Source organism: Rhizobium sp. WSM409, assembly GCF_057653825.1.
The window spans coordinates 70,641-95,818 of record NZ_CM172794.1 but is presented as its reverse complement, the minus strand read 5'-3'; the positions used below and the strand labels follow the sequence as shown (position 1 = coordinate 95,818).

Below are 25,178 nucleotides of genomic sequence, written 5' to 3'. Positions count from 1 at the left end.
GATTTTTCGCAAACCAGCTTATTGCCGGTTAGCTTTAGAATAATTCTATATGTAATATCGTTTTCCGAAACACCTGCGATAGCGGTGTTTAGGCATTTTCCGCGGGGTTGAAGATATCCTTAGGCAAATTACTGCAAAGCCAAAAACCCAAATCAATCAATCGAGCAGCGCTGCTCGCTCTGTTGCTAATGAAACTTCCACCTGATCGCCCGAACGAAGGATAGCGTCGGCAAAGCACCTGGAACGGCAAATTTCTTCCCGCGGTTCAACAGGTCGTGGCAGACTTTCGATGAAAAGAGAAATGGCGCACCCGAAGAGATTCGAACTCCTGACCCCCAGATTCGTAGTCTGGTGCTCTATCCAGCTGAGCTACGGGTGCGTGCAAAATGCGGCGGAGCCGCTTGCGTGGCGATCCTCTAAAACGTCCTTCGGGACAATGCAAGAGCATTTCTGAAAAAATCGCGTCTTTGTCTGCCAGCAGCCGCACCTTGCGAAACCCCGTCACTTTTCAATGTGCGCCCGGCTGCGGTAATCCTCCAGCGAAACCGGGCGATCGGGGATCTCGATGCGGAACTGCGTGCCGACCGTCGGTTTTTCCACCAGCGCGATCGTGCCGCCATGGGCGAGCACCAGCTCGCGGGCGATGGTGAGGCCGAGGCCGGTGCCGCCGGAGCGGGCCGAGCCGCGGAAGGCGGCAAAGAGGTTCTGGCGCGCCTTCAGCGGCATGCCGGGACCGGTATCATCCACGGTGATGCTGACGACGCTGCCGACGCGCTGGGCGGAGACGGTGATGCGCCTGACGGAGCCCGGGCCGCCCTCGCCCGGCGAGGTCAGCGCCTGCAGCGCGTTGCGGCAGAGATTGTGGATGACGCGGAAAAGCTGTTCGCCATCGGCATCAACCTCAAGCTCGGCGCCGATCTGCTCTGCGAATTCGATGCCGCTTTGCGGATCGATCGCCAGCATGTCCTTGACGTCCTGGGTCAGTTCCAACAGGCGGATATGGCGGCGGCGCGGTGCGGATTCGCTCGCCTTGCCGTAGGACAGCACCTCGGTGGTGTAGCCGACGGCGCGGTCGATGGTGCGCAGCAGCTTCGGGGCGAAGCTTTTCACCATCGGATCATCGACATCGACCAGCCGATCGGACATCAACTGCGCAGACGCCAGGATATTGCGCATGTCGTGATTGATCTTGGAAACGGCGAGGCCGAGCGCTGCCAGGTTCTTCTGCTGCTTCAGCGTCTTCTGCAGCTCCATCTGCATCGAGGTGAGGTTGCGGCCGGCGACCGCCAGTTCGTCGCGGCCGCCGTCGCCGATATAGATATGGGCCGGGTTGTCAGGATCGGAGGAGAATTGCTGCATGCTGCCGGTCAGCCGGCGGATCGGGCCGATGAGGATGCGGTTAATCGCAAAGAAGATCAGCGTCGCCGTGAACAACGAGATCAGCACCGACAGCAACAGGACATTGCGGGAATAGACGAACATCGCCCTACGCAGCGGCCTGTCCTTCATCACCACCTCGACGCCGGTATTGGTGTCGCCGACGGGACCATAGACGCGGATCATCCTGCCGCCGCCGAAAACCAGCGTGTCGAGCGCATCGCGGATTGCCGTTACCGGCGGCACATCGGTGAGATCGTAGGCCTCATCGACGGAGGTCGGCATATCGGTCGTCGCCAGCAGCCGCGAGGTGCCGTCCTTGCGCAGTACGATCGCCTTGGTGCCGGTCGCCTCCAGCGTCTCTTTCTGCAGCGCGCGCGGCAGCTCGACCGGCTGCAGGCCATCGATGACGATGGCGGCGGCAGCGGCCGTATTCAGCCTGTCCTGCAGCCAGCGCACGCGCATGCTGGCGACCGAGGGAAAGAAGATCAGGATTTCGGCGAGCATGATGAAGAAGACGGTGAGCCAGAGCAGCTTGCCGGAAAGGCCGCCGAACAGGCCGGCAGACGGGCACGGCGCCCTTGCAGCCTCGCCGGCCGCCGGGCTTTCCGCCGAAGGATTATCGCCCTGATCTTGAATCGGCATTCTGGTCTCGCCCGATCGGCAGCACCCAGGCCGCCCTTACCGTTGAGCTCTATATTAGACCAAGATGCTCCGCTTTCAAATCTTTGCGAGCAGCGTCATGTCGCCACAAGAAAACGCCGCCCGGAGGCGGCGTTTGAAGGCACGTGATCAGGAAAGATCAGAACTCTTCCCAGCTCTGTTCGGCTGCGGCGGCATTGCCGCCGAAGGCGCGTGCGACCTTGGCGATTGCGCGGCGGGCGGGCGAGGCGACCGGCCGATGCGGCTCGTTGCGGACGAGCGCCGCGGGTGCCGGCGCATCATCCGACAGTTTGAAGCGGGCAATGAGGCGCACCAGGCCACCGGCTTCGGCCGAAAGCCTGTGCGTGGCGGCGGAGGTCTCTTCCACCATCGCAGCGTTCTGCTGTGTCACCTGGTCCATCTGGTTGACGGCGGTATTGACTTCCTTGAGGCCGGTCGACTGTTCGGTCGCAGCCGTCGCGATCGAATGGATATGGTCGTTGATGGCGATGACGCGGGTGCCGATTTCAGCCAGCGCCTCGCCAGTCGCCTGGACCAGCTTGACGCCGACCTGCACCTCGTTGCCCGATTTGGTGATCAGCGCCTTGATGTCCTTGGCAGCCGTTGCCGAACGCTGGGCGAGTTCGCGCACTTCCTGCGCCACCACCGCAAAACCCTTTCCGGCATCGCCGGCGCGTGCCGCCTCGACACCGGCATTCAGCGCCAGCAAGTTGGTCTGGAAGGCGATCTCATCGATGACGTTGATGATCTGGCTGATTTCGCGCGAGGCCTGCTCGATCCGGCCCATGGCCTCGACGGCATTGCGCACGACGACGCCGGAGCGGCCGGCATTCTCCTTGGCTTCGGACACCATGATGGTGGCTTCATGCGCCCGCTCGGTGGAATTCTGGACGACGGCGGTGATCTCGTCGAGGGCCGCCGAGGTCTCCTCGAGGGCGGCTGCCTGCTGCTCGGTGCGCTTCGACAGGTCATCGCTGGCATTGCGCAGCTCGGCGGTGTTGCCGTTCATCGCTTCCGTCGTCTCGCGCACTTCGCGCATCGTCGCCTGCAGGGTAACGAAGGTATTGTTGACGTTCTGCTGCAGCTCGGCGAAGGCGCCCTGGAAGTTGCCGCTCATCGTCTGGGTGAGGTCGCCTTCGGCAAGGCTTGCGATGACGCGGCGGGTCTCACCGATGCCGGCATCGACGCTCGACAGCAGCATGTTGATGTTGCCGGCGAACTGATTGAGGTTATCGTCCTCGTAATCCTTGCTGATGCGGTGGCCGAAATCGCCGGCTGCTGCCGCTGCCACGACGACAGACATGCTCGACTGCAGGTCGTCGCTCTTGGCGCGCATCGCCGCCTCCTGGGCGTTCAGGCGCTTGATGGCCAGGCCGTTCGCCTTGAAGACCGCAACCGCTGCGGCCATCTCGCCGATTTCATCCGGACGGCCGGCAAAGGGGACCTCGGCGTCGAAATTGCCGTCGGCAACTTCCTTGATCGCATGGGTGACGCGCTTGATCGGGCGGCTGAGATGGCTGGTGCCGATATAGAAGCCCATGCCGACGCCGACCGCGATGCCGATGCCGGTGATGCTGAGTACAAGCATCAGCACCCAGGAGCGGAAGCTCTCGATCTCGGCGTTGACGGTCTCCAGCGCTGCCTTGTCGGTGGCGACGACCGCATCGATTTCCGCCTGGAACGCCTTGCGGTTGGCGCGGTTGGCGTCATTGTTGCCCTGTTGGCCAGCGGCTTCGGGGCCGACTTCCGTGCCGAGACGGACCGTTTCCGTGCGGAAGGTGCGGAATTCCGCGGCGCGGGCGACGAGCTTGGCAAAGTCGGCCTTCTGGCTCTCGGGAACGAGCGGCGCCCAGCCCGAGATGACCTTGTCGATCTCGTCGAGATCGGCCATCAGGCCCTTGGCGAAGTTCGGCGTATCCTTGATCGTTTTGGCGGCATAGATGCCGCGCGCTTCCATGACCACCGCCGTGACGAAACGGTTGAGGCGTTCGCCTGCATAGGCACGGGCTGCGGCATGCTCGTAAGCCGTCAGGTTGCGACTGTATTCGTGCATGGCGGACAACGCCGTTGCGCCGATCAAAAGCGCCACCGCGCCCATCACGCAAACCAGCAGATTAATTTTGCCCCGGATCTTCAATGCAATGCCTCCTAGCTACGCTACTGCCTGGAAAGCAAATTCCCAGTCGATGCGTTGAATATCGGCGAAATTTATTAAAGTTCGATTTCTAATATTTACGATTGTGGCTTCGGAAATGATCCATGCCGAATACGGTTGTCCGACCTAAGCGCCTGAAAACAGGGGCAATCGATCTGCCACGACGAAAACTACAACCACTCGGGGCATGCCTCATTTCTTAACACCAGAGTGCGAAATTACTTTAGGGGCCGGCAGCGCAGAGCGAAATTATCCGGCATAATTGACTTTTACAGGCTTCATCCTTATAAGCCCGCGCACGTTCGGTCACTTAAGCCTTTCATGGCCCGCCCGTTCGAAAAACAACGCTCCTTGCACTATGCAAATTCAAGAAGGGCCGCACTCCGCGGTGTTTAAAATAAATGAAGCGTACCTACCAACCATCCAAGCTTGTTCGCAAGCGTCGCCACGGTTTCCGTGCGCGCATGTCCACGAAGGGTGGCCGCAAGGTCATCGCAGCCCGCCGCGCGCAGGGCCGCAATCGTCTGTCGGCGTAAGCCGGGCTGCCCGGTAAGAGATGGCGGGCGAATTGACGATCAGTGAGAAAAAACACACTGTCGGGCGGCTGAAGAGCCGCCCGCAGTTTCTTGCCGCGCGCGAGGGCGAAAAACGCCGGGGCGGCCTCTTCCTTCTCGAAGTCCTCGACCGGAAGGAACCCGACAGCCAGGCACGCGTCGGTTTTACAGTCACCAAAAAACATGGCAACGCGGTCGAACGGAACCGCATGCGCCGCCGCCTGAAAGAGGCGGTGCGGCTTCATGCGGGGTTTGCAATGCAGCCCGGACACGACTATGTGGTTGTCGCGCGCAGGGACGTGCTTGACGCGTCCTTCCAGGAATTGGCCGCGGAACTGAAATCCCGCGTGGAAACCAGGCCGAAACATCGGCGCTCCGGAGACGGACGCCCCAGGAACGTATGATGGAAAACAACCGCAATTACTTCATTGCGATCGCTCTCTCGGTGCTGATCGTCCTCGGCTGGCAATTTCTCTATATGAATCCACGCATCGAGGCCCAGCGCAAGGTGCAGGAAGCCCAGAAGGCGCAGCAGCAGACCGAGCAGGTGCAGCAGCCGGCAGCAGGCGGTCAGACGCCGGCCCAGCCGAGCGGTGCGGCACCTACCAGCCAGGCGGCCGCAACGGCGACGCTCGAGCAGGCGCTGGCAAAGAGCCCGCGCGTCGTCATCGACACTGCTGCCCTCTCCGGCTCGATCAATCTTGCCGGCGCCCGCCTCGACGACCTGAAGCTCAAGGGCTACCACGAGACCGTCGACGACTCGAGCCCGATCATCACGCTGTTCAGCCCGGCCGAAACCAAGGACGGTTACTTCACCGAGCTCGGCTATATCGGTAGTGACGCGACAGGCAGCGTTCCCGGTCCCTCGACGCTCTGGACGGCTCCGGAGGGCGCCAAGCTCACCGAAAAGACGCCGGTGACGCTTTCCTACACCAATGACAAGGGTCTGACCTTCACCCGCACCATCTCCGTCGACGAACGCTACATGTTCACCGTCGCCGACAAGATCGAGAATGCCGGCCAGGCTCCCGCCTCGCTCAATTCTTACGGCCGTGTCACGCGTTACAACAAGCCGACGACGCCCTCGGTCTACGTGCTGCATGAAGGCTTCATCGGCGTCATCGGCGACGACGGCCTCGTCGAAACCAAATATACCGCCGCCGAAAAGGAAGCCGTCAAGCCGGCCAAATCCACCGGTGGCTGGCTCGGCATCACCGACAAATACTGGGCCGCGACGATCGTTCCACCGCAGAGCGCTCCCTATGAGGCAAGCTTCTCGCATTTTGCCGACGGTCAGCCGCGCTATCAGGCCGACTACAAGGAAGATGCCTTCACCGTTGCGCCTGGCCAATCGATCGAGCTGAAGAACCTCGTCTTCGCCGGCGCCAAGGAAGTGCCCGTCATCGACGGTTATGAGGCCAGCTACTCGATCCCGAAGTTCGACCGGCTGATCGACTGGGGCTGGTTTTATTTCATCACCAAGCCGATGTTCAAGCTGATGGACTTCTTCTTCCGCTACTTCGGCAATTTCGGCGTGGCGATCCTGTGCACCACCATCGTCGTCAAGCTCCTGTTCTTCCCGCTCGCCAGCAAGCAGTACGCTTCGATGGCGAACATGAAGCGCATGCAGCCGAAGATGGAGGAACTGAAGGCGAAATTCGCAGACGACCGCATGGGGCTGCAGCAAGCGACGATGCAACTCTACAAGGAAGAGAAGATCAATCCGATCGCCGGCTGCTGGCCGGTGGCGCTGCAGATCCCGATCTTCTTCTCGCTCTATAAGGTGATCTACATCACCATCGAGATGCGGCATGCGCCGTTCTTCGGCTGGATCAAGGACCTTTCGGCGCCCGATCCGACGACGATCGTCAATCTGTTCGGCCTGCTGCCCTTCGAGGCGCCGACCATTCTGCATCTCGGCGTCTGGCCGCTGATCATGGGCGTCACGATGTTCCTGCAGATGCGCATGAACCCGACGCCGCCCGATCCGACGCAGGCGATGATCTTCACTTGGATGCCGCTGGTGTTCATGTTCATGCTGGCAAGCTTCCCGGCCGGCCTGGTCATCTACTGGGCCTGGAACAACACGCTCTCGGTGGCGCAGCAGTCGGTGATCATGAAGCGCCACGGCGTCAAGGTCGAACTCTTCGACAATCTGAAGGGTCTGTTCCGACGAAAAACGGCACCGTCGAAATGATGCCTGCCAAGCCCCGCTCCGGCGGGGCTTTTCTTTTGCGGCAGCGGAAGAAGGAGGCAAAGCCATAGCCTGCAAACGGCCTCGAAGCTTGACATCCGCCTGCAAAACCACGAAGCCCGGTAAAAGACCCAACCCAGAGATTGCAGAGCCCGCATGCCCGAAACCGAAAAGCCGCTCTTCGGCCACCCGTGGATCTTCATCCGCGGCGTACCGTCCCTGAACTTCCTGCCGCCGGAAGGGCCGTTGGAAGTGGCCTTTGCCGGTCGCTCGAATGTCGGCAAATCCTCGCTGATCAATGCGCTGGTCGGTCAGAAGGGCCTGGCGCGCACCTCGAACACGCCGGGACGCACGCAGGAACTGAACTATTTCGTTCCGGACGGTTATTCCGGCGAAGGCCAAGACCTGCCGCCGACGGCGATCGTCGACATGCCGGGCTATGGTTATGCGCAGGCGCCGAAAGAGCAGGTCGACAAGTGGACCAAGCTCGTCTTCGATTACCTGCGCGGCCGCGCGACGCTGAAGCGCGTCTATGTGCTGATCGACAGCCGCCACGGCATCAAGAAGAACGACGACGACGTGCTCGATCTGCTCGACAAGGCCGCCGTCTCCTACCAGATCGTGCTGACCAAGACCGACAAGATCAAGGCGGCTGGCGTGCCGAAGCTGCTTGCCGAAACGGCAGAAAAGATCCGCAAGCGCCCGGCCGCCTATCCCGGCGTGCTGTCCACCTCCTCGGAAAAGGGCGATGGACTGGACGAACTGCGCCAGGCGATCGCCGAAACCGTCGGTATCGCCCGCTGGAAGTAGAGGGCATACGCGCGCCGGACGCGGCGACTTGTCTGGTGTAAAGGCCTCAGCGACATCCAACAGTTGAATCTGCTTACAGTTGAAAACTAAAGGTTGACGAAGCAGCTTTGATGAGCTAGATAGCGAGCATCGAATTTTGCTTGCTGGCTTGGTTATCGCGCGATTGGCACCGCGCTCTGAACGAACTTCCTTTCAAAAATCGCTATCACCATCCGCATCGCCTTGGCGTTGCGGTTCTTCAATATTGCTATGAAAGGGTTCATCATCATGGCCACTGGCACAGTTAAATGGTTCAATTCCACCAAAGGCTTCGGCTTCATTCAGCCTGATAATGGCGGCGACGACGCCTTCGTTCACATCTCCGCCGTCGAGCGCGCCGGAATGCGCGAACTCGTCGAAGGCCAGAAGATCGGCTTCGACCTCGAGCGCGACAACAAGTCGGGCAAGATGTCCGCTTGCAATCTCCAGAACGCTTAAATCGGTATCTGCTTCCCTTTGACCACGGATGTACTGGCACTGCCGGAAGCACGTTATCAATCCAAGGCCAGGCGATTTGCCTGGCCTTTTTTGTTTTCGCTCGCGCGTCGAGCCCACCCGTATCGGAGCCAACATGACAGAGACATACAGCAAATCTCGACAGCGGGCGGAGATTGCCTTCGGCAACGTCCAGACCCAGTTCTTCGCGAAGAACCAGGCGGCCGAAGAGCTCGAATCCGACGCCCAGTCGCAACAGGCAAAGACGTTGCGGCTTCGGGAGGCCCGGCTTGCCAGGGAACAGAGTGACCGGGTGTCGGCAACCTCTGCCCTCATTGCAAAACGCGCCAGGGCCCGCTGAGATCACAACCCGATCGCCAAGGCTCGAGACTTAAAACGCGTCTGAAATGACGGGCTTACAGATCGCGCGCTGCACACGACCCAAAGCGTGCTGATATTCACTCGCATCAAGGAAGCATCAATGGCAGAGACTCCGCAGGAACTTCAGTCGATCAATACGGCCTGGCAGATCGCCATTCAGGAAATTCTGCGCATGGTGATCAGAGACATGTATCACGGCGGCGGCGAGGCTTCGTTCAAGACGCATATCAAGCGTATCGAAGAAGCGGCCGTCGACAGTATTTACACGGATTTGCGGCTGCGCGGGACTGATGAATGGACGGAAGTGCTGGTCAAGGAAAGGGCGAGCAATTTCGTCACGACCCTGCTGACGTCATTTACCTATGACCGGGCTTAAATCACCCTGTGGCCGGAAATCGATGGACGCGCCGCCGATCAACGCTTGCGTCCCAGCAGTTTTTAAAGCAACCCTAGTTCTCCTGCTGTGCGGGAAAAGCCGCGTCCAAGAGTAATATTTGATGACCGATAGCAAAGACCAGCCGATTTCGCCCGAAGGCGTCGGCAACTTGCCCCACCTTGCCGAAGCCCTTGACGATGACCGGTTTCGACACTTTCTCGATCATGTGCCATTCGCGGTGGCTGTCTCCGAACTCGGTGGGAACGAGCCGCTGATTTACGTCAACCTCGAATTCGAACGGCTGACGGCGCTTGGGGCAACCGAGGTCCAGGGGAAACCCTGGCCGGACATTGAATTGAATTCCACCGCCGTCTCCGGAGAGGTGCCGCTCACGGCAGCTGTGACCTCTGCTGAGGAATATATTGGTGCCTTCTCGCTGGTGGCCGAACCCGAGAGCACCGTCATTATCGATGTCTGGTCGAATACGATCGTCGACGATGATGACACGCCGCTTTTCCGATTGGTGGCCTTTGCTGCCCGCAGTGAGGCGACAGCCGCCGAGAGCTTCAGCGAACTGCTGACGGAGAAAGATGTCCTTCTGCGGGAACTACAGCATCGCGTGAAGAACAATCTCCAGATGATCACGGCGCTCATCCGAATGGAGGCGCGCAATGCTCAACAGAATGAGGAAAGCGAAAGATTTGCACGGCTTGCCGGGCGGATTGAAGCCTTGGCCCTGCTCTATCGCTCGCTGTCAGACGAAGAGAAAGGCGCCACTGTCGATCTTGGCACCTATGTCAGCCAGATTGCCGCCTCGGTGATGGCGGCCCATGCCGTGGAAGGGATCCGGCTGGACATGAAGGTCGATACCTGGCCGGTTTCGGTCGATGTCGCCATGCCGGCCGGCCTCGTCATCAACGAACTCCTCACCAATACGCTGAAGCATGCCTTCGTGGGGCGTGATGGCGGCGAAATCACACTCCGCTGTGTCGTCAGCGAAACCGGCTGCAGGATCACCGTTGCTGATAACGGGGTCGGTCTTCCCCAGGATGTGACCTGGCCGCAGCCGGGAAAGCTGAGCGCGATGATCGTACAGTCACTGAAACAGAATGCCCGCGCCGAGGTTGAAGTCAGCTCATCCCCTGACACCGGCATGAGTGTCTCCCTCGTCTTCCCGAGAGCTGAAGCGGCCCAATAGAGCGCCGCGCGCCTTTTCAGACGCACTAGGGACGCTCTATCATTTTGAATCTGCGCGTAATCCTTTCCGAAAATCGATTCCGATTTTCGGGGTTATGCGATAGCCACCTCATCAATTTGTGTTTGGGGCGCCCTTAGAGCGTTCAGCTTTTTATGGAAGCGCAGAACCGCTCTAACCTTTTGTTTTTGCGCAATTCCGGACGGAAACCCGCTCTGCACTTTTCCTGGAATTGCTCTAGGAGCGCCCCAATGCGTCTGGCGATACGAGCGGGCTTACATCTTCGGCAGCAGCACCTTGTCGACGACATGGATGACGCCGTTCGACTGTTTGACGTCGGCGATCGTCACATGGGAGACACCGCCGTTTTCATCGGTCAGGGTGATCTTGCCCATGTTTTCCTTGGCTTTCAGCACGCAGCCGCCGACGGTCTTGATGTCGTGCTCGCCGCCGTCATCCTTGATCATCTTGGCAACGGTCTTGGCCATCGCATCGGCGGCAACGACGTGGCAGGTCAGAACCTTGGTCAGCGTCGCCTTGTTTTCCGGCTTCAGAAGCGTATCGACGGTGCCCTTCGGCAGCGCGGCAAAAGCTTCGTTGGTCGGCGCAAAGACGGTGAAGGGGCCCTTGCCTTCGAGCGTGCCGACCAGGCCTGCCGCCTTGACGGCTGCGACCAGCGTCGTGTGATCTTTGGAATTCACGGCGTTCTCGATGATGTTCTTGCTATCGAACATCGCAGCGCCGCCGACCACTGGATTCTTGGCGGCGGCAAAGGCGACGGCGGACATGGCTGTGGCGAGCGCGACGCCGCGCAATACGGACTTGATCATGATTTTCTCCTCACCGGATACAGTCCGCCGGCTTTATGCCTGAGCGTCGTCCGGACATTTCGAACTACGGAGGGCCGCGCCGAAGAGTTTCAGACAGGAGAAATTTGATCGACGGCCAGCACGATCATGGCCGGCGATCATGGCCGGTGCAGGGGGCCGCTTGCGATCACCGGGCCGGTTGCCTGGCCGGTCGGCGAGCCGCCGAAGGGTTCGAGGCTGACGGCAAGCGTTGCGCCATCGGCGACCTGGCTACGCAGATCGGCGGGAATGACAAGTTCACCGCTTTCGCCCGGCTTGAAGACGCCGAGCGATCTCGTCATGCCGCTGCCCGGTACCAGCCAGAGTTCCAGCGACTTCTCCTCCGGCTTGCCGGCGGCGACCGGCACGATCTTCAGCCGGCCGCTCTGCAGCTCATAGGAGGCGAGAAGATTGATGGTGCTGTTCTGGCCCGAAAGCGAGGCTACCAGTGGTGCCGGCCCCTGCGGCTCCGGCACCACGCCGGAGGCGAAGATGACAGCGCTGACGGCGACGACGATGCAGGCGAAGCTCAGCGAGCGCCAGAAAACGGCGGAATTCCAGAGCCCCTGCGAAAAGGATGGGGGCTGGCCATCGCCGAACAGCCGTGCCTCGATCTGCTTGAAGGTTTCCCGGTTCGGAGCAACGCCTTCATACTCGTCGTTGAAGGCGGAGAGGTTGGTTTCCCAGCGGCTGACGATCGCAGCGAAGGGCCGGTCGTGGCGCATGCGCTCTTCCACCACCCGGCGATCCTGCAACGACAGGACGCCAAGCACATATTCGCCGGCGAGAACCTCGTCGCGGGAGCGGTCTCCCTTGCTTTTATCGGGCGATGTCATCGTTCCATGCACTCTCTCAGTTTCAAGAGGCTGCGCCTGAGCCAGGTCCGCATCGTGTTCAGCGGAATACCAAACTGATCGGCCAGTTCCTGATAGCTCAGCCCTTCGACATAAGCCCGTTTCACCGCGACCGCACGATCAGCTTCCAACTCTTCCATGCAGGTGTCAATCCGCCTTCCTTCATCCTTGGTCACCGTCTGCATTTCCGGGTCGGCTCCGGCATCGGCCAGATCATAGACCGTGTCCAATTCGTCGGCGACGGGCTTGCGCGCCCTCAACGCATCGATCGACCGGTTGCGGGCAATTGCCGCCAGCCATGCCGAGGACGAACCCGAGGCGACGGAGAAGCTGCGAGCGCGTTGCCAGATGCTGATATAGGCTTCCTGCAGGGCCTCTTCGGCTTCCGTGCGATCCTTCAAGATACGCAGGCAGATCGAGAAAAGTTTCGGTCCGGTCTGATTGTAGAGGGCCACGAAAGCCCTGCGGTCGCCGAGTGCGACGCGGCCGATCAGGTCTGCGATGTCATCGCCTTGCATGCCGTTCCTCATCTCAAGCTTGCGTGCGCCAGACCGTAACGGCGTCCGGCTACGCGCCAGATACGAAAAACTATTGCCCTCTGGATTATTCCCTCGGTCAGAAACTTGCGATAAAAGGCCGCGAACAATTCTGCGGGGTTCCCATGAACGAAACCGAAAGCGAAATGCAGGCACGGCTTCTGGCCAAAGCTCTGCCCTTCATGCAGCGTTACGAGAACAAAACGATTGTCGTGAAATATGGCGGTCACGCCATGGGCAATGCCGAGCTCGGCAAGGCCTTTGCCAGCGACATCGCGCTGTTGAAGCAATCGGGCGTCAACCCGATCGTCGTTCACGGCGGCGGCCCGCAGATCGGCGCCATGCTGAGCAAGATGGGCATCGAATCGAAATTCGAGGGCGGCCTTCGCGTCACCGACCAGAAAACGGTCGAGATCGTCGAAATGGTGCTCGCCGGCTCGATCAACAAGGAAATCGTCGCGCTCATCAATCAGACCGGCGAATGGGCGATCGGCCTTTGCGGCAAGGACGGCAACATGGTCTTCGCCGAAAAGGCGCGCAAGACCATCAAAGATCCGGATTCGAACATCGAGCGCGTGCTCGATCTCGGTTTCGTCGGCGAAGTGGTCGAGGTCGACCGGACGCTGCTCGATCTGCTTGCCCGCTCCGAGATGATCCCGGTCATCGCCCCCGTGGCGCCTGGCCGCGACGGCGCCACCTACAATATCAATGCAGATACCTTCGCCGGCGCCATTGCCGGTGCGCTGAACGCCACCCGGCTGCTGTTCCTGACCGATGTGCCGGGCGTGCTCGACAAGAACGGCCAGCTCATCAAGGAGCTTTCTGTCGCCGAAGCACATGCGCTGATCGCCGATGGCACGATTTCGGGTGGCATGATCCCCAAGGTCGAGACCTGCATCGATGCGATCAAGGCCGGCGTGCAGGGCGTCGTCATCCTGAACGGCAAGACCGCCCATTCCGTGCTGCTCGAGATCTTCACCGAGCACGGCGTCGGAACGCTGATCGTTCCCTGAACCAGGCTGCGCCCTTCACTTGCGAAGGGCGGATCTTCCTGACGCGGAAACAGGGTATCGAGGAAACAAATGCGCCTGACAGACTGCTATAATTTTCACGATTTCCGGCGCATGGCCAAACGGCGTCTTCCCGGACCGATATTCGACTATATTGACGGCGGTGCCGACGACGAGGTGACGTACCGGCGCAATACCGCGGCCTTCGAGGCCTGCGATCTGGTGCCCGACGTTTTGCGCGGTGTGGCCGATGTCGACATGTCGGTAACTGTCATGGGCCAGAAGCTCGCAATGCCGGTCTATTGCTCGCCGACGGCGTTGCAGCGGCTTTTTCACCACCAGGGGGAGCGGGCGGTCGCGGCGGCGGCGGCAAAACATGGCACGATGTTCGGCGTCTCCTCGCTCGGCACGATCAGCCTGGAGGAAGCCAGACAGATCAGCAACGGGCCGCAGGTCTATCAGTTCTATTTCCACAAGGACCGTGGCCTCAACCGCGAGATGATGGCGCGAGCGAAAAATGCCGGCGTGCAGGCGATGATGCTGACGGTCGACAGCATCACCGGCGGCAACCGCGAGCGCGACAAGCGCACGGGCTTTGCCATTCCCTTCAAGCTCAATCTTGCCGGCATGACCCAGTTCGCGATCAAGCCTTCCTGGGCGATCGACTGGCTGACGCATGAGCGCTTCCGGCTGCCGCAGCTCGAAAACCACGTCAAGATGGATGGCGGCGCGCTGTCGATCAGCCGATACTTCACCGAGATGCTGGACCCCTCGATGTCGTGGGACGACGTGGCGGAGATGGTGCGCGAATGGGGAGGGCCATTCTGCCTGAAGGGCATCATGTCGGTCGAAGACGCCAAGCGCGCGGCCGAGATCGGCTGCAGCGGCATCGTGCTTTCCAATCATGGCGGGCGCCAGCTCGACGGCTCGCGCAGCGCTTTCGACCAGTTGGCCGAGATCGTCGACGCCGTGGGCGACCGGGTCGACGTGATGATGGATGGCGGCGTGCAGCGGGGAACGCATGTTCTTAAAGCGCTGTCGCTGGGGGCGAAGGCCGTCGGGCTCGGGCGCTACTATCTCTTCCCGCTTGCCGCGGCCGGACAGCCCGGTGTCGAACGGGCGCTGGAGACGATGCGCACCGAGATCGAGCGCGGCATGAAGCTGATGGGCTGCACCTCGGTCAGCCAGCTCAGCCGGCGGAATCTGCGCTTCCGTTCCTGAGCGGAACGGGATTTCATTGCGGGCCGCAGCCTTTCGTACTAAAGCGCGTCGCGATCTTTCGGATTCGCTCGTCGCGCTTTAGCTTTTTGTTTTTACGCATGCCGTTGTCGCAAAACCGCCGCACACTTTTGCGCGACATGCTTTAGATCTGCGGCCCTCGGGCATTCGACGTCAGAGCAGGCTATAAATCGCCGCCGCCTCCTGTTTCAACTTTTCCATCATCGATCGGTAAGGCCCCGGACCATAACTGATGCGGCCAACGCCGAGCTTGGCGAGCGTCTTCACGTCAGGGGCGCCTGTCCGCATCATGATGTTGACCGGCAGCGGCGATGCGGCGCAGATCTTCTCGATCAAGGCGGGATCCATCAAGCCAGGAACGAAGAAGCCGCTGCCGCCGGCGGCCGCATAGGCCTTGCCCCGCTCGATCGCCTCTTCCACCAGACCGGCATGTTTGGAAAGATCGCTCTCCGCCAGGAAGAGATCGGTGCGAGCGTTGATGAAGAAGGGAATGCCCTTGCCTTGCGCCATGGCGCGAATGGCGCGGATGCGGGCCGCCTGCCTCTCGGCCGGATAAAGCCCGCCACCGCCGACCACCTGATCCTCGAAATTGATGCCGATAGCGCCGACCTCCACCAGCTTGGCGACGTTGGCGGCGGCACCCTCAGGCTCAGCCGAATAAGCGCCTTCGAAATCGACCGAAAGCGGCAGATCGACGACAGCGGTGATGGATTTTGCCGTCTCGACCAGCACCGACATCGGCAGCTTCTCACCGTCGGCATAACCATGGGCAGCGGCGACCGACCAGCTTCCTGTTGCAAGCGCCTTGGCGCCGGCATCGGTCACCGCCTTGGCCGTGCCGGCATCCCAGATATTGTAAAGAACAACCGGGTCGCCCTTGCGGTGCAATGCTCCGAATGCCTTGGCCTTTTCACTCTGGTTCATGCCGTCTCCTCCACGTTAGGTGCTTGTGCTCTGATCTTCTCTTCATGCCGCAACAGCCATTGCTTGCGCCAGAGCCCGCCGCCATAGCCGGTCAGCGAACCATCCGCGCCGAGGATGCGATGGCAGGGCACGATGATGGCAAGCTGGTTGGCGCCATTGGCGCGGCCGACGGCACGCACGACCTCCGGCCTTTCCATCTCCCTTGCAAGATCGCCATAGGCGCGCGTCTGGCCGGCAGGGATGTCCATGAGCTTTGCCCAGACATGTTTTTCGAAGGGCGTGCCGCCAAGCGCCAATGGCGTCTTGAAGACGGTGAGCCGCCCTTCGAAATAATCCCGGATTTCTGCCTCGATCTGGTCGATCGCCGGCGTGCGGCCGATTGCGACCGAAGAGCGGACACGCTTCTGCAGTGCCTCGAGTTCGGTGGGCAGCGCTTTGCGGTCGTGGAATTCGAGAAGGTGCAGATGCGTCCGGTCGGCAACGGCCACCATCGGTCCGAGCGGCGTCTCGAACCAGTCGGCAAACAGAAGTTCACGGTTTTGCGACAGCGCCGGCGCCTTGCCGACGAGCCGCTGAAAAGCCGTCCGGAAACCACTTGGGGAGTCATATCCGGCCTCAAGCTGAGCATCGATAACGCGCGCGCCATCGGCCAGTTGCCGGGCCGCCTCGCCCAGTCGGCGATAGCGGACGATATCGTGGAAGGTCATGCCGAGCCCGCGTTTGAAGGCGCGGCGCACGGTCGAGGGATCGTGGCCCCGGCGCACAAGCTCATCCTCGCTCCAGCGCAACTGCGGCTCGCGGTCGACCGCGGCAAGCAGCTCGTCGACGATCGGCTCCCTGCCCGGCTGCTCCAGCGGCCTGCAGCGCTGGCACGGGCGGAAGCCGGAGTGCATGCAGGCGGCGATCGTATCGAAAAAGAGCGTGTTTTCCCGCTTCGGCTTGCGCGCCGGGCAGGTCATGCGGCAGAAGATGCCTGTCGTCTTGACGCAGACATAGGCCTGGCCCTCATAATCGGCGCTGCGCGCGATCAGGGCATCATAGAGCGTATCGTCATTGGGGCGTTCGAAAAGCATGAGCGCTTTCTAGCATTCCGTGCCTGCGCCGTCCGCCGAAAATCGGGCGTCTATTCTTTCTTGCCGATTTCCTTGGCGGATAAGCCGTGCCATAAGACCGCCATGACCAAGATCGACCGCACGCCTGATAAAGCCGATTTCGAGCACGTTACAGATTGGGTCTTCGACCTCGACAACACGCTCTATCCGCATCATGTCAATCTCTTCGCGCAGATCGACAAGAACATGACTGCCTATGTCGCGGCACTCTTGCAGATGGAGCGGGAAGAGGCGCGCAAGCTGCAGAAGCAATATTATCTCGAGCATGGCACGACATTGCAGGGCCTGATGATCCATCACGGCATCGACCCGAACGACTTTCTCGAAAAGGCGCATGCGATCGACTACACGGCGCTGACGCCGCAGCCGGAACTCGGCGAGGCGATCAAGGCGCTGCCGGGGCGCAAGTTCATCTTCACCAATGGCAGCGTCAAACATGCAGAGATGACGGCGGAGGCGCTCGGCATTCTCGAGCATTTCGACGACATTTTCGATATCGTCGCCGCCGACTACGTGCCGAAGCCGGCGCAGGCGACCTACGACAAGTTCATGGCGCTGAAGCGGGTCGAAACCACCAAGGCCGCCATGTTCGAAGATCTACCGCGCAACCTGACTGTGCCGAAGGCGCTCGGCATGCAGACTGTGCTGCTGGTGCCGCGCAATCTGGAAGAGACGGTCGTCGAATGGTGGGAAAAGACCAGCGGCGATGAGGATCACATCGATTTTGTCACCGACGACCTTGCCGCTTTTCTCGGCAAGATTACCGGCTGAAGCATTACCAAGTTTTCACTTAGCTTACCGATGTTTAACTGGGTCTTGCGGGCCTGCTGCCATAGCTTCTTTCGTGAGGGGACACCTTACGAAAGGCAAACACGATGTACCGCAACAAGCTGATACTGGCAGCGCTTTCCTCCACCCTCATCTTCGGCGCAGCCGCCGGAGCCGGCTATGCAGCGCCCGGTGACGGGCCGCGTCAGCACCCCGGCAGGCACGGTCCCATGCACGGTCCGGGGCCTGCCGCCTTCCGCGAAATCACCTATGTACGCATGCTCAAGCAGTTCGACACCAACAAGGACGGACAGATCTCCAAGGACGAGGCGACCGCAGGCATCGACAAGATCTTCGCTGCGATCGACACCAACAAGGACGGCTCGCTGACCCCAGGCGAAATCGGCGCATACCAGAAAGCGCAGATGCAGGCGATGAGAGATCAGCGCAAGCAGGATGCCAGCAATAACAAGGATGCGAAGACCGCAGACGCGACGCCTGATAATAACGACCAGGGCCGGCCGCCTCAGGGTGGTCACGAGGGTCGTGACGGACATCGCTGGATGCGCCATGGCGGCAACATCATGCGTGCCTCGATCATGATGCACCGGGTCGACACCGACCAGAACGGCCAGATTTCCAAACAGGAAGCCGAAGCCGGCATGGACAAGCTGTTCACTCGGATGGACCGCAACAAGGACGGCGTCATCTCGATCGATGACATGCCGGACCGGCCGCTTCTGTAAGGCCGGACGAGCCGATGTATCTCCACTCTTTCCCTGCTACGGCGGGGAAAGAGTGGGAGATTCGTCGAAACGCCGCGTTCTGGCTCCTATTCGCGGTGTTCGTAGAAGTCCTGGACGATCTTCCAAGCAGCTTCAGCCGTATCGACGAAGCTGATCAGCTTGACGTCGTCGGGCGCGATCGTGCCGAATTCGGCCAATGCCTCGAAATTGATAATGCTCCTCCAGAAGGTCTCGCCGAAAAGGATCAGCGGCAGGCGCTCCATGCGGCCGGTCTGGATCAGCGTCAGGCATTCGAAGAATTCGTCGAGCGTGCCGAAGCCGCCGGGAAAGACCGCGATCGCCTTGGCGCGCACCATGAAATGCATCTTGCGGATGGCGAAATAGTGGAAGTTGAAGCTGAGCTCCGGCGTCACATAGGCGTTCGGCGCCTGCTCATGCGGCAGCACGATGTTGAGGCCGATCGAAGGGGCGCCCTCGTCGGCCGCGCCGCGATTGCCGGCCTCCATCACGCCCGGCCCGCCGCCGGTGACGATGACATATTCGTGGAAATTGAAGGTGGCTGAATATTTCGAGCAGAGCCGGGCAAATTTGCGCGCCTCGTCATAATAGACCGAGGCCGCCTCCAGGTTGACGCGCTGGATATCGTTGCGGGCTGCCCAGGCGCTCTGGCCGGGGGCGGGAATGCGGGCGCCGCCGAACATGACGACGGTCGACTTGATGCCGCGTTCGGTCAGCATCATTTCCGTCTTCAACAGCTCCAGCTGCAGACGGATCGGCCGCAACTCCTCGCGGCAGAGGAAATCCTGGTCGACATAGGCCAGGCGGTAGGCAGGCGACATCGTCTGCGGCGTCTTCGGCACGGCTTCGGCGCGCTGCTTGTCGGTCGAACTGCTCTTCAGCGGGTCCCATACGCCATCCTTGCGCCTCGAACCGCCGTTTCGTCCCTTCGCCATGTCTAAATGCCTTTCGGTATTGCCGGCTACGAAGCCGGATATGTCGCTATAACGCCTTGAATCCAGGTATGATCTTGTCGGAAAAATCATTCCGTTCTACGGCTTCATGCTGTAGAGCAGGGTAAACCCCGCCAACCGCAATTCCGGAGACACCCCGTCTCCACGATAAAGATCGAAGTTTAAGGAATTCTCATGAGCGCCACCGACCTCGCATCCCTCGAAAAGATCATCGAATCCGCCTTCGACAATCGCGACAATGTGAACACGTCGACGAAGGGCGAGGTTCGCGATGCGGTCGAAGCAGCGCTCGATCTGCTCGATGCCGGCAAGGCCCGTGTCGCCGAACGCTCCGCCGACGGCGCCTGGACGGTCAATCAGTGGCTGAAGAAGGCCGTGCTCTTGTCCTTCCGCCTCAACGACATGGACGTGGTGGAGGGCGGCTCGGGCAACTCGACCTGGTGGGACAAGGTTCCCTCGAAGTTCGAAAACTGGGGCGAGAACCATTTCCGCGCCGCCGGCTTCCGCGCCGTGCCGAACTGCGTCGTGCGCCGCTCGGCCTATATCGCCCCGAACGCCATCCTGATGCCCTCCTTCGTCAATCTCGGCGCCTATGTCGGCGAAGGCACGATGGTCGATACCTGGGCGACGGTCGGCTCCTGTGCGCAGATCGGCAAACATGTGCATCTCTCCGGCGGTGTCGGCATCGGCGGCGTGTTGGAACCGATGCAGGCGGGCCCGACGATCATCGAGGACAATTGCTTCATCGGCGCCCGTTCCGAGGTGGTCGAAGGCTGCATCATCCGCGAAGGCTCGGTGCTCGGCATGGGCGTCTTTATCGGCAAGTCGACCAAGATCGTCGACCGCGCCACCGGCGAGGTGAGCTACGGCGAAGTGCCGCCCTATTCCGTCGTCGTCGCCGGCTCGATGCCGTCGGGTAATGCGACGATGGGCAACGGCCAGCCGGCGCCGCATCTCTACTGCGCCGTCATCGTCAAGCGCGTCGATGAAAAGACCCGCTCGAAGACCGGCATCAACGAGCTGCTCAGAGATTGATGACACCGGGACATTGATCCGGTAAACAGACGGCGTCTTTTTACGCGAGGCGGCCCCGCCTTGCCATGTCTTTGCCATTCCCGCCGGATAGTTCGACCGCCATGACCGCTACCGACCCCGTCGCCAATCTCCAGACGCTGATTCGCTGCCCGTCCGTGACGCCCGCCGAAGGCGGCGCGCTCACGGCGCTGGAGGCGATGCTTGCGCCGCTCGGCTTTGCGCTCGACAGGGTGAAGGCGAGCGAAGAGGGAACACCCGAGATCGAAAACCTCTATGCCCGCCTCGGCAAGGACGGCCCGCATCTGATGTTTGCCGGCCATACCGATGTCGTGCCGGTCGGCGACGAAGCTGCCTGGACGCATCCACCGTTTGAGGCCCAGATTTCGAAGGGCGAGCTTTTCGGCCGCGGCGCCGTCGACATGAAGGGCGGCATCGCCTGTTTCGTCGCCGCCGTCGCCCGCCATATCGAGAAAAACGGGCCGCCCAACGGCTCGATTTCCTTTTTGATCACCGGCGACGAAGAGGGCCCGGCGATCAACGGCACGATCAAGCTGCTGCAATGGGCGGCCGAGCGCGGCGAGCGCTGGGATGCCTGCCTTGTCGGCGAGCCGACCAATCCGGACAGGCTCGGCGACATGATCAAGATCGGCCGGCGCGGCTCGCTGTCGGGTAAAATCACCGTGCACGGCGTGCAGGGCCATGCCGCCTATCCGCATCTTGCCGACAATCCGGTGCGCGGCATGCTGCAGCTGACGCAGGCGCTGATGGACCCGCCGTTTGACGCCGGCACCGGCGATTTCCAGCCTTCGAACCTCGAAGTGACCACGGTCGACGTCGGCAACCCGGCGACCAACGTCATTCCGGCCAAGGCATCGGCAAGCTTCAACATCCGCTTCAACGATAGCTGGACCGTCGAAACGCTGCGGGCCGAAATCCTGCGCCGTCTGGAAGCCGCCGCCGGCAACGGCGCATTGCGGCCGGGCCGCGATCCGGTGGCCTATGATATCGTCTGGGCCGACCGGCCGAGCCATGTCTTCCTGACGCGCAACAATGCGCTGATCGCCTCACTGTCTTCAGCCGTCGAAAGTGTTGCCGGCCAGTCGCCGCGGCTTTCGACCACCGGCGGCACATCGGATGCGCGCTTCATCAAGGATTATTGCCCGGTCGTCGAGTTCGGCCTCGTTGGCCAGACCATGCACATGGTCGACGAGCGCGTCGCTGTCGCTGATCTGGAGACGCTGACGGCAATCTACGAAACTTTCATCGCCCGCTGGTTCGCCAATGCCGGGCTTTAGGGAGGTTCAATATTACCTGGCCGGCCTCTGGCTGCTGATCCGGCTGGATCCGCGCGGCTTCCGCTACCTCGATATGTCCGAGCGCGGCGTCAATCGCTCGTTCTGGGCGATGCTCTGGTGCCTGCCGCCGATGGGTATTTCCTGGCTCTGGTGGCGGCAGGCCTTCCTGCGGTCGATGCCGCCGGAAGCCGATGTCGATTTTCCCTTCTATATCAGGCTCGGCCTCGTCGAGGTCGCCAACTGGTTCGTGCCGCTGGTCTTTGCAGGGGTTCTGCTGCTTGCCTTCCGGATGGGCGAGCGTTTCGCGCCCGTCGTCGTCAGCGTCAACTGGCTCGGCGTGCCGCTCTCCTATATCAACGGGCTGCTGCTGGCGCTGGTGTTCTTCCTGCCTGGATCCATCGGCCTCGTCTCGCTGCTGCTGCTCGCCTTCATGCTGGCGCAGGTCTTCGTGCTGGCCCGCATTATCCGGATGATCTGCCACGGTCACGCGCTGATGACCGGGGCGCTGACACTGGTGCTGCTCGTGCCATCGATGATCCTTTCGGAATATCTGCAGCACTTCCTCGGCATCTATCCCGTCTGACCAAGTTTACGAGGGATCGTCAGCATCCCCGTCATTGGCATCGGTATCGGTGACCGGCCTTCGGCGATCGGGGATCACGTCGGGATAATCCACCTGCATGAAATAGAGCCCGTCCGGCGGCGCCACTGGGCCGCAGGCCTTGCGGTCGCGCGCTTCAAGCGCCGCCTCGACATCATCAGGCGTCCATTTGCCTTCGCCGGCGAGCTTCAGCGTGCCGGCGAAGGAGCGGATCTGGTTGTGAAGAAAACTCTGCGCCGTGGCACGGATCTCGATCAGTTCGCCGTTGCGCGTCACATCCAGCCGGTCGAGGGTGCGCACCGGGCTGTTTGCCTGGCAATGGGCGGCGCGGAAGGTGGAGAAATCGTGCTTGCCGACCAGCCTCTGGGCGGCGGCATGCATGACCTCGTGGTCGAGCACCTTCGGCACCCACCAGGCCTTGCCGGCTTCGAGCGCCAGCGGCGCCCGGCGGCTGACGATGCGATAGAGGTAATGGCGCCGCAGCGCCGAAAAACGGGCGTCGAAGAACTCGGGAGCCGCCTCGACCTCGAGAATGGAGACCCGCTCGCCGGCGAGCCTCAGATGCGCGTTCAAGGCATTCTGCAACTGGTAGGGCGACCACTCCTTCGAAAGATCGGCATGGATCACCTGCCCCATGGCGTGGACGCCGGAATCGGTACGGCCCGCGCCGCGCACCAAGACCGTCTCACCGGTCAGCGACAGCACCGCCGCCTCGATCGCGCCCTGCACCGAGTGGCCGTTTTCCTGCCGCTGCCAGCCGACATAGGGGCCGCCGTCATATTCGACGGTCATGCGGAAACGCGGCATCAGGTGAGCCTCGTGCCCGCCGCAAGCGGCGTGCCCCTGAGGAAATCGGCCGCCGCCAGCGGCTTGCCGCCGGCCTTCTGCAGCCTGGTCAGCCGCAGCGCGCCCGAGCCGCAGGCGATCACGAGATCGTCCGTCAGCAATAGCCCGGCAGCACCCTGCCCTTCAGCCAGCTCGGACGCCAGCACCTTGACCCGCTCCGGCTTGCCGCCGATTTCGAGCTCGAACCAGGCACCCGGAAACGGCGCCAGGCCGCGAATGTGATTGTGCACGTCGCCGGCGTTCCTGGAAAAATCGATGCGCGTCTCGGCCTTGTCGATCTTGGCGGCATAGAGCACGCCGTCTTCCGGCTGCGGCGTCAGCGGAAGGTCGTTCATTTCGAGTTTCACCATGGCTTCCGCCATCGCCTTGGCGCCGACCAGCATCAGCCGGTCGTGCAACTCGCCAGCCGTCATGTTCGGGCCGATCTCGACCTCGCGGGTGAGTGCCACGGCGCCGGTATCCAGACCCTTGTCCATCTTCATCACCATCATGCCGGTCTTTGCGTCGCCGGCCATGATCGCCCGCTGGATGGGTGCCGCACCGCGCCAGCGCGGTAGCAGCGAGGCATGACCGTTGTAGCAGCCATCGCGGGTGCCGTTCAAAATCGCCTCCGGCAGCAGCAACCCGTAGGCAACGACGACGCCGACATCGGCATTCAAGCCACGAAACCTCTCGCGCTCCTCGGGGTCCTTAAAATTGACCGGGGTGAAGACCGGCAGGCCGAGCAGTTCGGCGGCCTGATGCACCGGCGATTTCTGCAGATCGAGGCCGCGCCGCCCGCCCGGCCGCGGCGGCTGCGTATAGACCGCAACGATCCTGTGGCCGGCATCGACGAGCAGGCGCAGGGTCGGAACCGAGAACTCCGGCGTTCCCATGAAGATGATGCGAAGAGACATTTTATCTCGCCAATTGAGGATCAACCGTCTTCAAACGGGTTTACGAGCTTGAGATCAAGCCCTTCGAAATCTCTGGTGTTGCGGGTCGCAAGCGTCGCGCCGTTTGCAAGGCAGATGGCGGCAATCATGGCATCCTTGGTTTCCATCGGTCGTCCCGCCTTTCTACGCTCGGCCGCCAGCAGGCCGTAGCGATGCGCTGCACTGAGGGCAAAACCGAGTATGCGGCCGGCAAATTCAGACTCGATCCGGTTGAAGTCGGACACCAGTGCTGTCTTTCGCCTGCCATCATCAAGGAGTTCAAGACCGTAACGCATTTCCGCGACGGCAATCGTCGTCAGGAAAAGCGTCTCGACGTCATAGGCGTCCAGCCAGTTCAATATCCGATCGCTGTGGATCCTCCCCTGCATTTCTGAAATCACATTCGTATCGAGAACGATCATGTGTCGAAACGCGGCGGTTCACGGTCCCGTTCATGGCGGGATGCGGCAATGGCCTCCACCTCATCTTCGCTCAATCTTTCCTCACTCATCAGGGAACGCAGGCGCTGCCCGGCGGAATCCCTCGAGCGCTCCACCGCAATCTGTCGGCGCATGATTTCAATCGCCTCTTCCGAAAGGCTGCGGCCGTTGCGTTGTGCGCTTTCCTGAAGCTGCCGCTTCATCGCATCCGGAACGTCTCGAATAAGCAAGTCGCCCAATTCGGCACCTCCATCATGATATCAGTGATATCATAGTGCGTCGCCGCTGGATTTTCAACGCAGTGTCAGAGCGCCTTCGACTTCGCCGCCTTGGTGAATTTCTTGATCACCATCTCCCGCTTCAGCCGCGAGATGTAATCGATGAACAGCACGCCGTTCAGGTGGTCGATCTCGTGCTGCAGGCAGGTGGCGAGCAGGCCGTCGGCTTCCACGGTCTGTTCCTTGCCGTTCCGGTCGAGATACTTGACCGAGACGACAGCCGGGCGCTCCACCTCGGCATAATAATCCGGAATCGAAAGACAGCCTTCCTCATAGACGGAGCGCTCGTCGGAGGATTTGACGACCTCCGGGTTGATGAAGACCTGCGGCTGCTTTTCCTCGCCCTCGCGAGCGATGTCGATGACGAGCATGCGGCGCGGCACGCCGATCTGGATGGCAGCGAGGCCGATGCCCGGCGCGTCATACATGGTTTCCAGCATATCGTCGGCAAGACGCTGCAGGTCGGAATCCACCCGCTCGATCGGCTTCGACAGCTGGCGGAGAACGGGATCGGGAAGAATGATGAGTGGCTTGATGGTCATGGCGTTCCCATAACCCATCTTTTCCGACTATGGAATTATC

At 61.2% G+C, this 25,178-nt stretch carries 28 protein-coding genes and 1 tRNA gene; 15 read left to right on the top strand and 14 right to left on the bottom strand.

What is annotated here, in order from left to right:
• Positions 1-302: 302 nt before the first annotated feature.
• The 3 genes from AC25BC_RS00500 to AC25BC_RS00490 form a co-directional block, all read right to left on the bottom strand.
• Positions 303-379, bottom strand: a tRNA-Arg gene (locus AC25BC_RS00500).
• Positions 380-501: 122 nt separating this feature from the next.
• On the bottom strand, positions 502-2,022 hold the full coding sequence (locus tag AC25BC_RS00495) for an ATP-binding protein (protein ID WP_012755834.1): 1,521 nt from the start codon (positions 2,020-2,022) through the stop codon (positions 502-504).
• A gap of 157 nt (positions 2,023-2,179) precedes the next feature.
• Positions 2,180-4,177, bottom strand: a complete 1,998-nt coding sequence (locus AC25BC_RS00490) for a methyl-accepting chemotaxis protein (RefSeq protein WP_012755833.1) — start codon at positions 4,175-4,177, stop codon at positions 2,180-2,182.
• A 419-nt stretch (positions 4,178-4,596) separates the two neighbouring features.
• Here AC25BC_RS00490 and rpmH point away from each other — a divergent pair, with 419 nt between their 5' ends.
• The 8 genes from rpmH (at position 4,597) to AC25BC_RS00450 (ending at position 10,182) form a co-directional block, all read left to right on the top strand.
• Complete coding sequence (rpmH, locus tag AC25BC_RS00485; protein ID WP_003545006.1) at positions 4,597-4,731, top strand: 50S ribosomal protein L34; 135 nt, start codon at positions 4,597-4,599, stop codon at positions 4,729-4,731.
• 20 nt (positions 4,732-4,751) lie between these two features.
• On the top strand, positions 4,752-5,153 hold the full coding sequence (gene rnpA / locus AC25BC_RS00480) for a ribonuclease P protein component (protein WP_003545005.1): 402 nt from the start codon (positions 4,752-4,754) through the stop codon (positions 5,151-5,153).
• Entirely contained in the window at positions 5,153-6,946 is a 1,794-nt protein-coding gene (yidC, locus tag AC25BC_RS00475; RefSeq protein WP_012755832.1) for a membrane protein insertase YidC, read from the top strand. Before rnpA ends, yidC begins: the two co-directional genes overlap by 1 nt.
• Before the next feature lie 153 nt (positions 6,947-7,099).
• Positions 7,100-7,753, top strand: coding sequence for a ribosome biogenesis GTP-binding protein YihA/YsxC (gene yihA / locus AC25BC_RS00470; protein WP_012755831.1), 654 nt, complete (start codon positions 7,100-7,102; stop codon positions 7,751-7,753).
• Positions 7,754-8,020: 267 nt separating this feature from the next.
• Entirely contained in the window at positions 8,021-8,230 is a 210-nt protein-coding gene (locus AC25BC_RS00465; RefSeq protein ID WP_003545000.1) for a cold-shock protein, read from the top strand.
• Between the two features lie 133 nt (positions 8,231-8,363).
• Positions 8,364-8,588 (top strand): hypothetical protein, encoded by a 225-nt coding sequence (locus AC25BC_RS00460; RefSeq protein WP_003556111.1) that lies wholly within the window; start codon positions 8,364-8,366, stop codon positions 8,586-8,588.
• 120 nt (positions 8,589-8,708) lie between these two features.
• Positions 8,709-8,984 carry a hypothetical protein gene (locus tag AC25BC_RS00455; protein ID WP_003556110.1) on the top strand — a complete coding sequence of 92 codons (276 nt, stop codon included), beginning with the start codon at positions 8,709-8,711 and terminating at the stop codon, positions 8,982-8,984.
• Between the two features lie 121 nt (positions 8,985-9,105).
• Positions 9,106-10,182 (top strand): sensor histidine kinase, encoded by a 1,077-nt coding sequence (locus tag AC25BC_RS00450; protein WP_012755830.1) that lies wholly within the window; start codon positions 9,106-9,108, stop codon positions 10,180-10,182.
• Between the two features lie 272 nt (positions 10,183-10,454).
• Here AC25BC_RS00450 and AC25BC_RS00445 read toward each other — a convergent pair whose 3' ends face one another.
• The 3 genes from AC25BC_RS00445 to AC25BC_RS00435 form a co-directional block, all read right to left on the bottom strand.
• Complete coding sequence (locus AC25BC_RS00445; RefSeq protein WP_012755829.1) at positions 10,455-11,009, bottom strand: fasciclin domain-containing protein; 555 nt, start codon at positions 11,007-11,009, stop codon at positions 10,455-10,457.
• A gap of 137 nt (positions 11,010-11,146) precedes the next feature.
• Entirely contained in the window at positions 11,147-11,863 is a 717-nt protein-coding gene (locus AC25BC_RS00440; protein WP_128438515.1) for an anti-sigma factor, read from the bottom strand.
• Positions 11,860-12,399 carry a sigma-70 family RNA polymerase sigma factor gene (locus AC25BC_RS00435; RefSeq protein ID WP_012755827.1) on the bottom strand — a complete coding sequence of 180 codons (540 nt, stop codon included), beginning with the start codon at positions 12,397-12,399 and terminating at the stop codon, positions 11,860-11,862. Before AC25BC_RS00435 ends, AC25BC_RS00440 begins: the two co-directional genes overlap by 4 nt.
• Positions 12,400-12,542: 143 nt before the next feature.
• Here AC25BC_RS00435 and argB point away from each other — a divergent pair, with 143 nt between their 5' ends.
• Together argB and AC25BC_RS00425 are read left to right on the top strand one after the other, a co-directional pair.
• Positions 12,543-13,430 carry an acetylglutamate kinase gene (gene argB, locus AC25BC_RS00430; RefSeq protein ID WP_017995894.1) on the top strand — a complete coding sequence of 296 codons (888 nt, stop codon included), beginning with the start codon at positions 12,543-12,545 and terminating at the stop codon, positions 13,428-13,430.
• A 69-nt stretch (positions 13,431-13,499) separates the two neighbouring features.
• Positions 13,500-14,648, top strand: a complete 1,149-nt coding sequence (locus AC25BC_RS00425) for an alpha-hydroxy acid oxidase (RefSeq protein ID WP_012755826.1) — start codon at positions 13,500-13,502, stop codon at positions 14,646-14,648.
• Between the two features lie 171 nt (positions 14,649-14,819).
• Here AC25BC_RS00425 and AC25BC_RS00420 read toward each other — a convergent pair whose 3' ends face one another.
• Both AC25BC_RS00420 and AC25BC_RS00415 read right to left on the bottom strand, forming a co-directional pair.
• Positions 14,820-15,590: an isocitrate lyase/PEP mutase family protein gene (locus tag AC25BC_RS00420; RefSeq protein ID WP_128438514.1), complete on the bottom strand. Its 771-nt coding sequence runs from the start codon at positions 15,588-15,590 to the stop codon at positions 14,820-14,822.
• The gene (locus tag AC25BC_RS00415; RefSeq protein WP_128438513.1) at positions 15,587-16,663 is read right to left on the bottom strand and encodes a bifunctional transcriptional activator/DNA repair enzyme AdaA; all 1,077 of its coding nucleotides are present in this window, start codon (positions 16,661-16,663) and stop codon (positions 15,587-15,589) included. The genes AC25BC_RS00420 and AC25BC_RS00415 overlap by 4 nt, the downstream gene beginning before the upstream one ends.
• A 102-nt stretch (positions 16,664-16,765) precedes the next feature.
• Here AC25BC_RS00415 and AC25BC_RS00410 point away from each other — a divergent pair, with 102 nt between their 5' ends.
• Together AC25BC_RS00410 and AC25BC_RS00405 are read left to right on the top strand one after the other, a co-directional pair.
• Positions 16,766-17,473: a pyrimidine 5'-nucleotidase gene (locus AC25BC_RS00410; protein ID WP_012755823.1), complete on the top strand. Its 708-nt coding sequence runs from the start codon at positions 16,766-16,768 to the stop codon at positions 17,471-17,473.
• A 104-nt stretch (positions 17,474-17,577) separates the two neighbouring features.
• Positions 17,578-18,216, top strand: coding sequence for an EF-hand domain-containing protein (locus tag AC25BC_RS00405; RefSeq protein ID WP_113546448.1), 639 nt, complete (start codon positions 17,578-17,580; stop codon positions 18,214-18,216).
• A gap of 86 nt (positions 18,217-18,302) precedes the next feature.
• Here AC25BC_RS00405 and AC25BC_RS00400 read toward each other — a convergent pair whose 3' ends face one another.
• Positions 18,303-19,169: an LOG family protein gene (locus tag AC25BC_RS00400; RefSeq protein ID WP_012755821.1), complete on the bottom strand. Its 867-nt coding sequence runs from the start codon at positions 19,167-19,169 to the stop codon at positions 18,303-18,305.
• A gap of 192 nt (positions 19,170-19,361) precedes the next feature.
• Here AC25BC_RS00400 and dapD point away from each other — a divergent pair, with 192 nt between their 5' ends.
• The 3 genes from dapD (at position 19,362) to AC25BC_RS00385 (ending at position 22,100) form a co-directional block, all read left to right on the top strand.
• Positions 19,362-20,222 (top strand): 2,3,4,5-tetrahydropyridine-2,6-dicarboxylate N-succinyltransferase, encoded by an 861-nt coding sequence (dapD, locus tag AC25BC_RS00395; protein ID WP_012755820.1) that lies wholly within the window; start codon positions 19,362-19,364, stop codon positions 20,220-20,222.
• A gap of 101 nt (positions 20,223-20,323) precedes the next feature.
• Entirely contained in the window at positions 20,324-21,517 is a 1,194-nt protein-coding gene (gene dapE, locus AC25BC_RS00390; RefSeq protein WP_012755819.1) for a succinyl-diaminopimelate desuccinylase, read from the top strand.
• The gene (locus AC25BC_RS00385) at positions 21,504-22,100 is read left to right on the top strand and encodes a hypothetical protein (RefSeq protein WP_012755818.1); all 597 of its coding nucleotides are present in this window, start codon (positions 21,504-21,506) and stop codon (positions 22,098-22,100) included. The genes dapE and AC25BC_RS00385 overlap by 14 nt, the downstream gene beginning before the upstream one ends.
• Positions 22,101-22,106: 6 nt before the next feature.
• Here AC25BC_RS00385 and truA read toward each other — a convergent pair whose 3' ends face one another.
• The 5 genes from truA to def all read right to left on the bottom strand — a co-directional run bounded on the left by truA (position 22,107) and on the right by def (position 25,138).
• Positions 22,107-22,925, bottom strand: a complete 819-nt coding sequence (truA, locus tag AC25BC_RS00380; RefSeq protein ID WP_012755817.1) for a tRNA pseudouridine(38-40) synthase TruA — start codon at positions 22,923-22,925, stop codon at positions 22,107-22,109.
• Complete coding sequence (gene fmt, locus AC25BC_RS00375; RefSeq protein WP_012755816.1) at positions 22,925-23,860, bottom strand: methionyl-tRNA formyltransferase; 936 nt, start codon at positions 23,858-23,860, stop codon at positions 22,925-22,927. Before fmt ends, truA begins: the two co-directional genes overlap by 1 nt.
• A gap of 20 nt (positions 23,861-23,880) precedes the next feature.
• Positions 23,881-24,300, bottom strand: coding sequence for a type II toxin-antitoxin system VapC family toxin (locus AC25BC_RS00370; RefSeq protein WP_012755815.1), 420 nt, complete (start codon positions 24,298-24,300; stop codon positions 23,881-23,883).
• On the bottom strand, positions 24,297-24,557 hold the full coding sequence (locus AC25BC_RS00365; RefSeq protein WP_012755814.1) for a FitA-like ribbon-helix-helix domain-containing protein: 261 nt from the start codon (positions 24,555-24,557) through the stop codon (positions 24,297-24,299). The genes AC25BC_RS00370 and AC25BC_RS00365 overlap by 4 nt, the downstream gene beginning before the upstream one ends.
• A 65-nt stretch (positions 24,558-24,622) precedes the next feature.
• The gene (gene def / locus AC25BC_RS00360; RefSeq protein ID WP_012755813.1) at positions 24,623-25,138 is read right to left on the bottom strand and encodes a peptide deformylase; all 516 of its coding nucleotides are present in this window, start codon (positions 25,136-25,138) and stop codon (positions 24,623-24,625) included.
• Positions 25,139-25,178 lie beyond the last annotated feature (40 nt).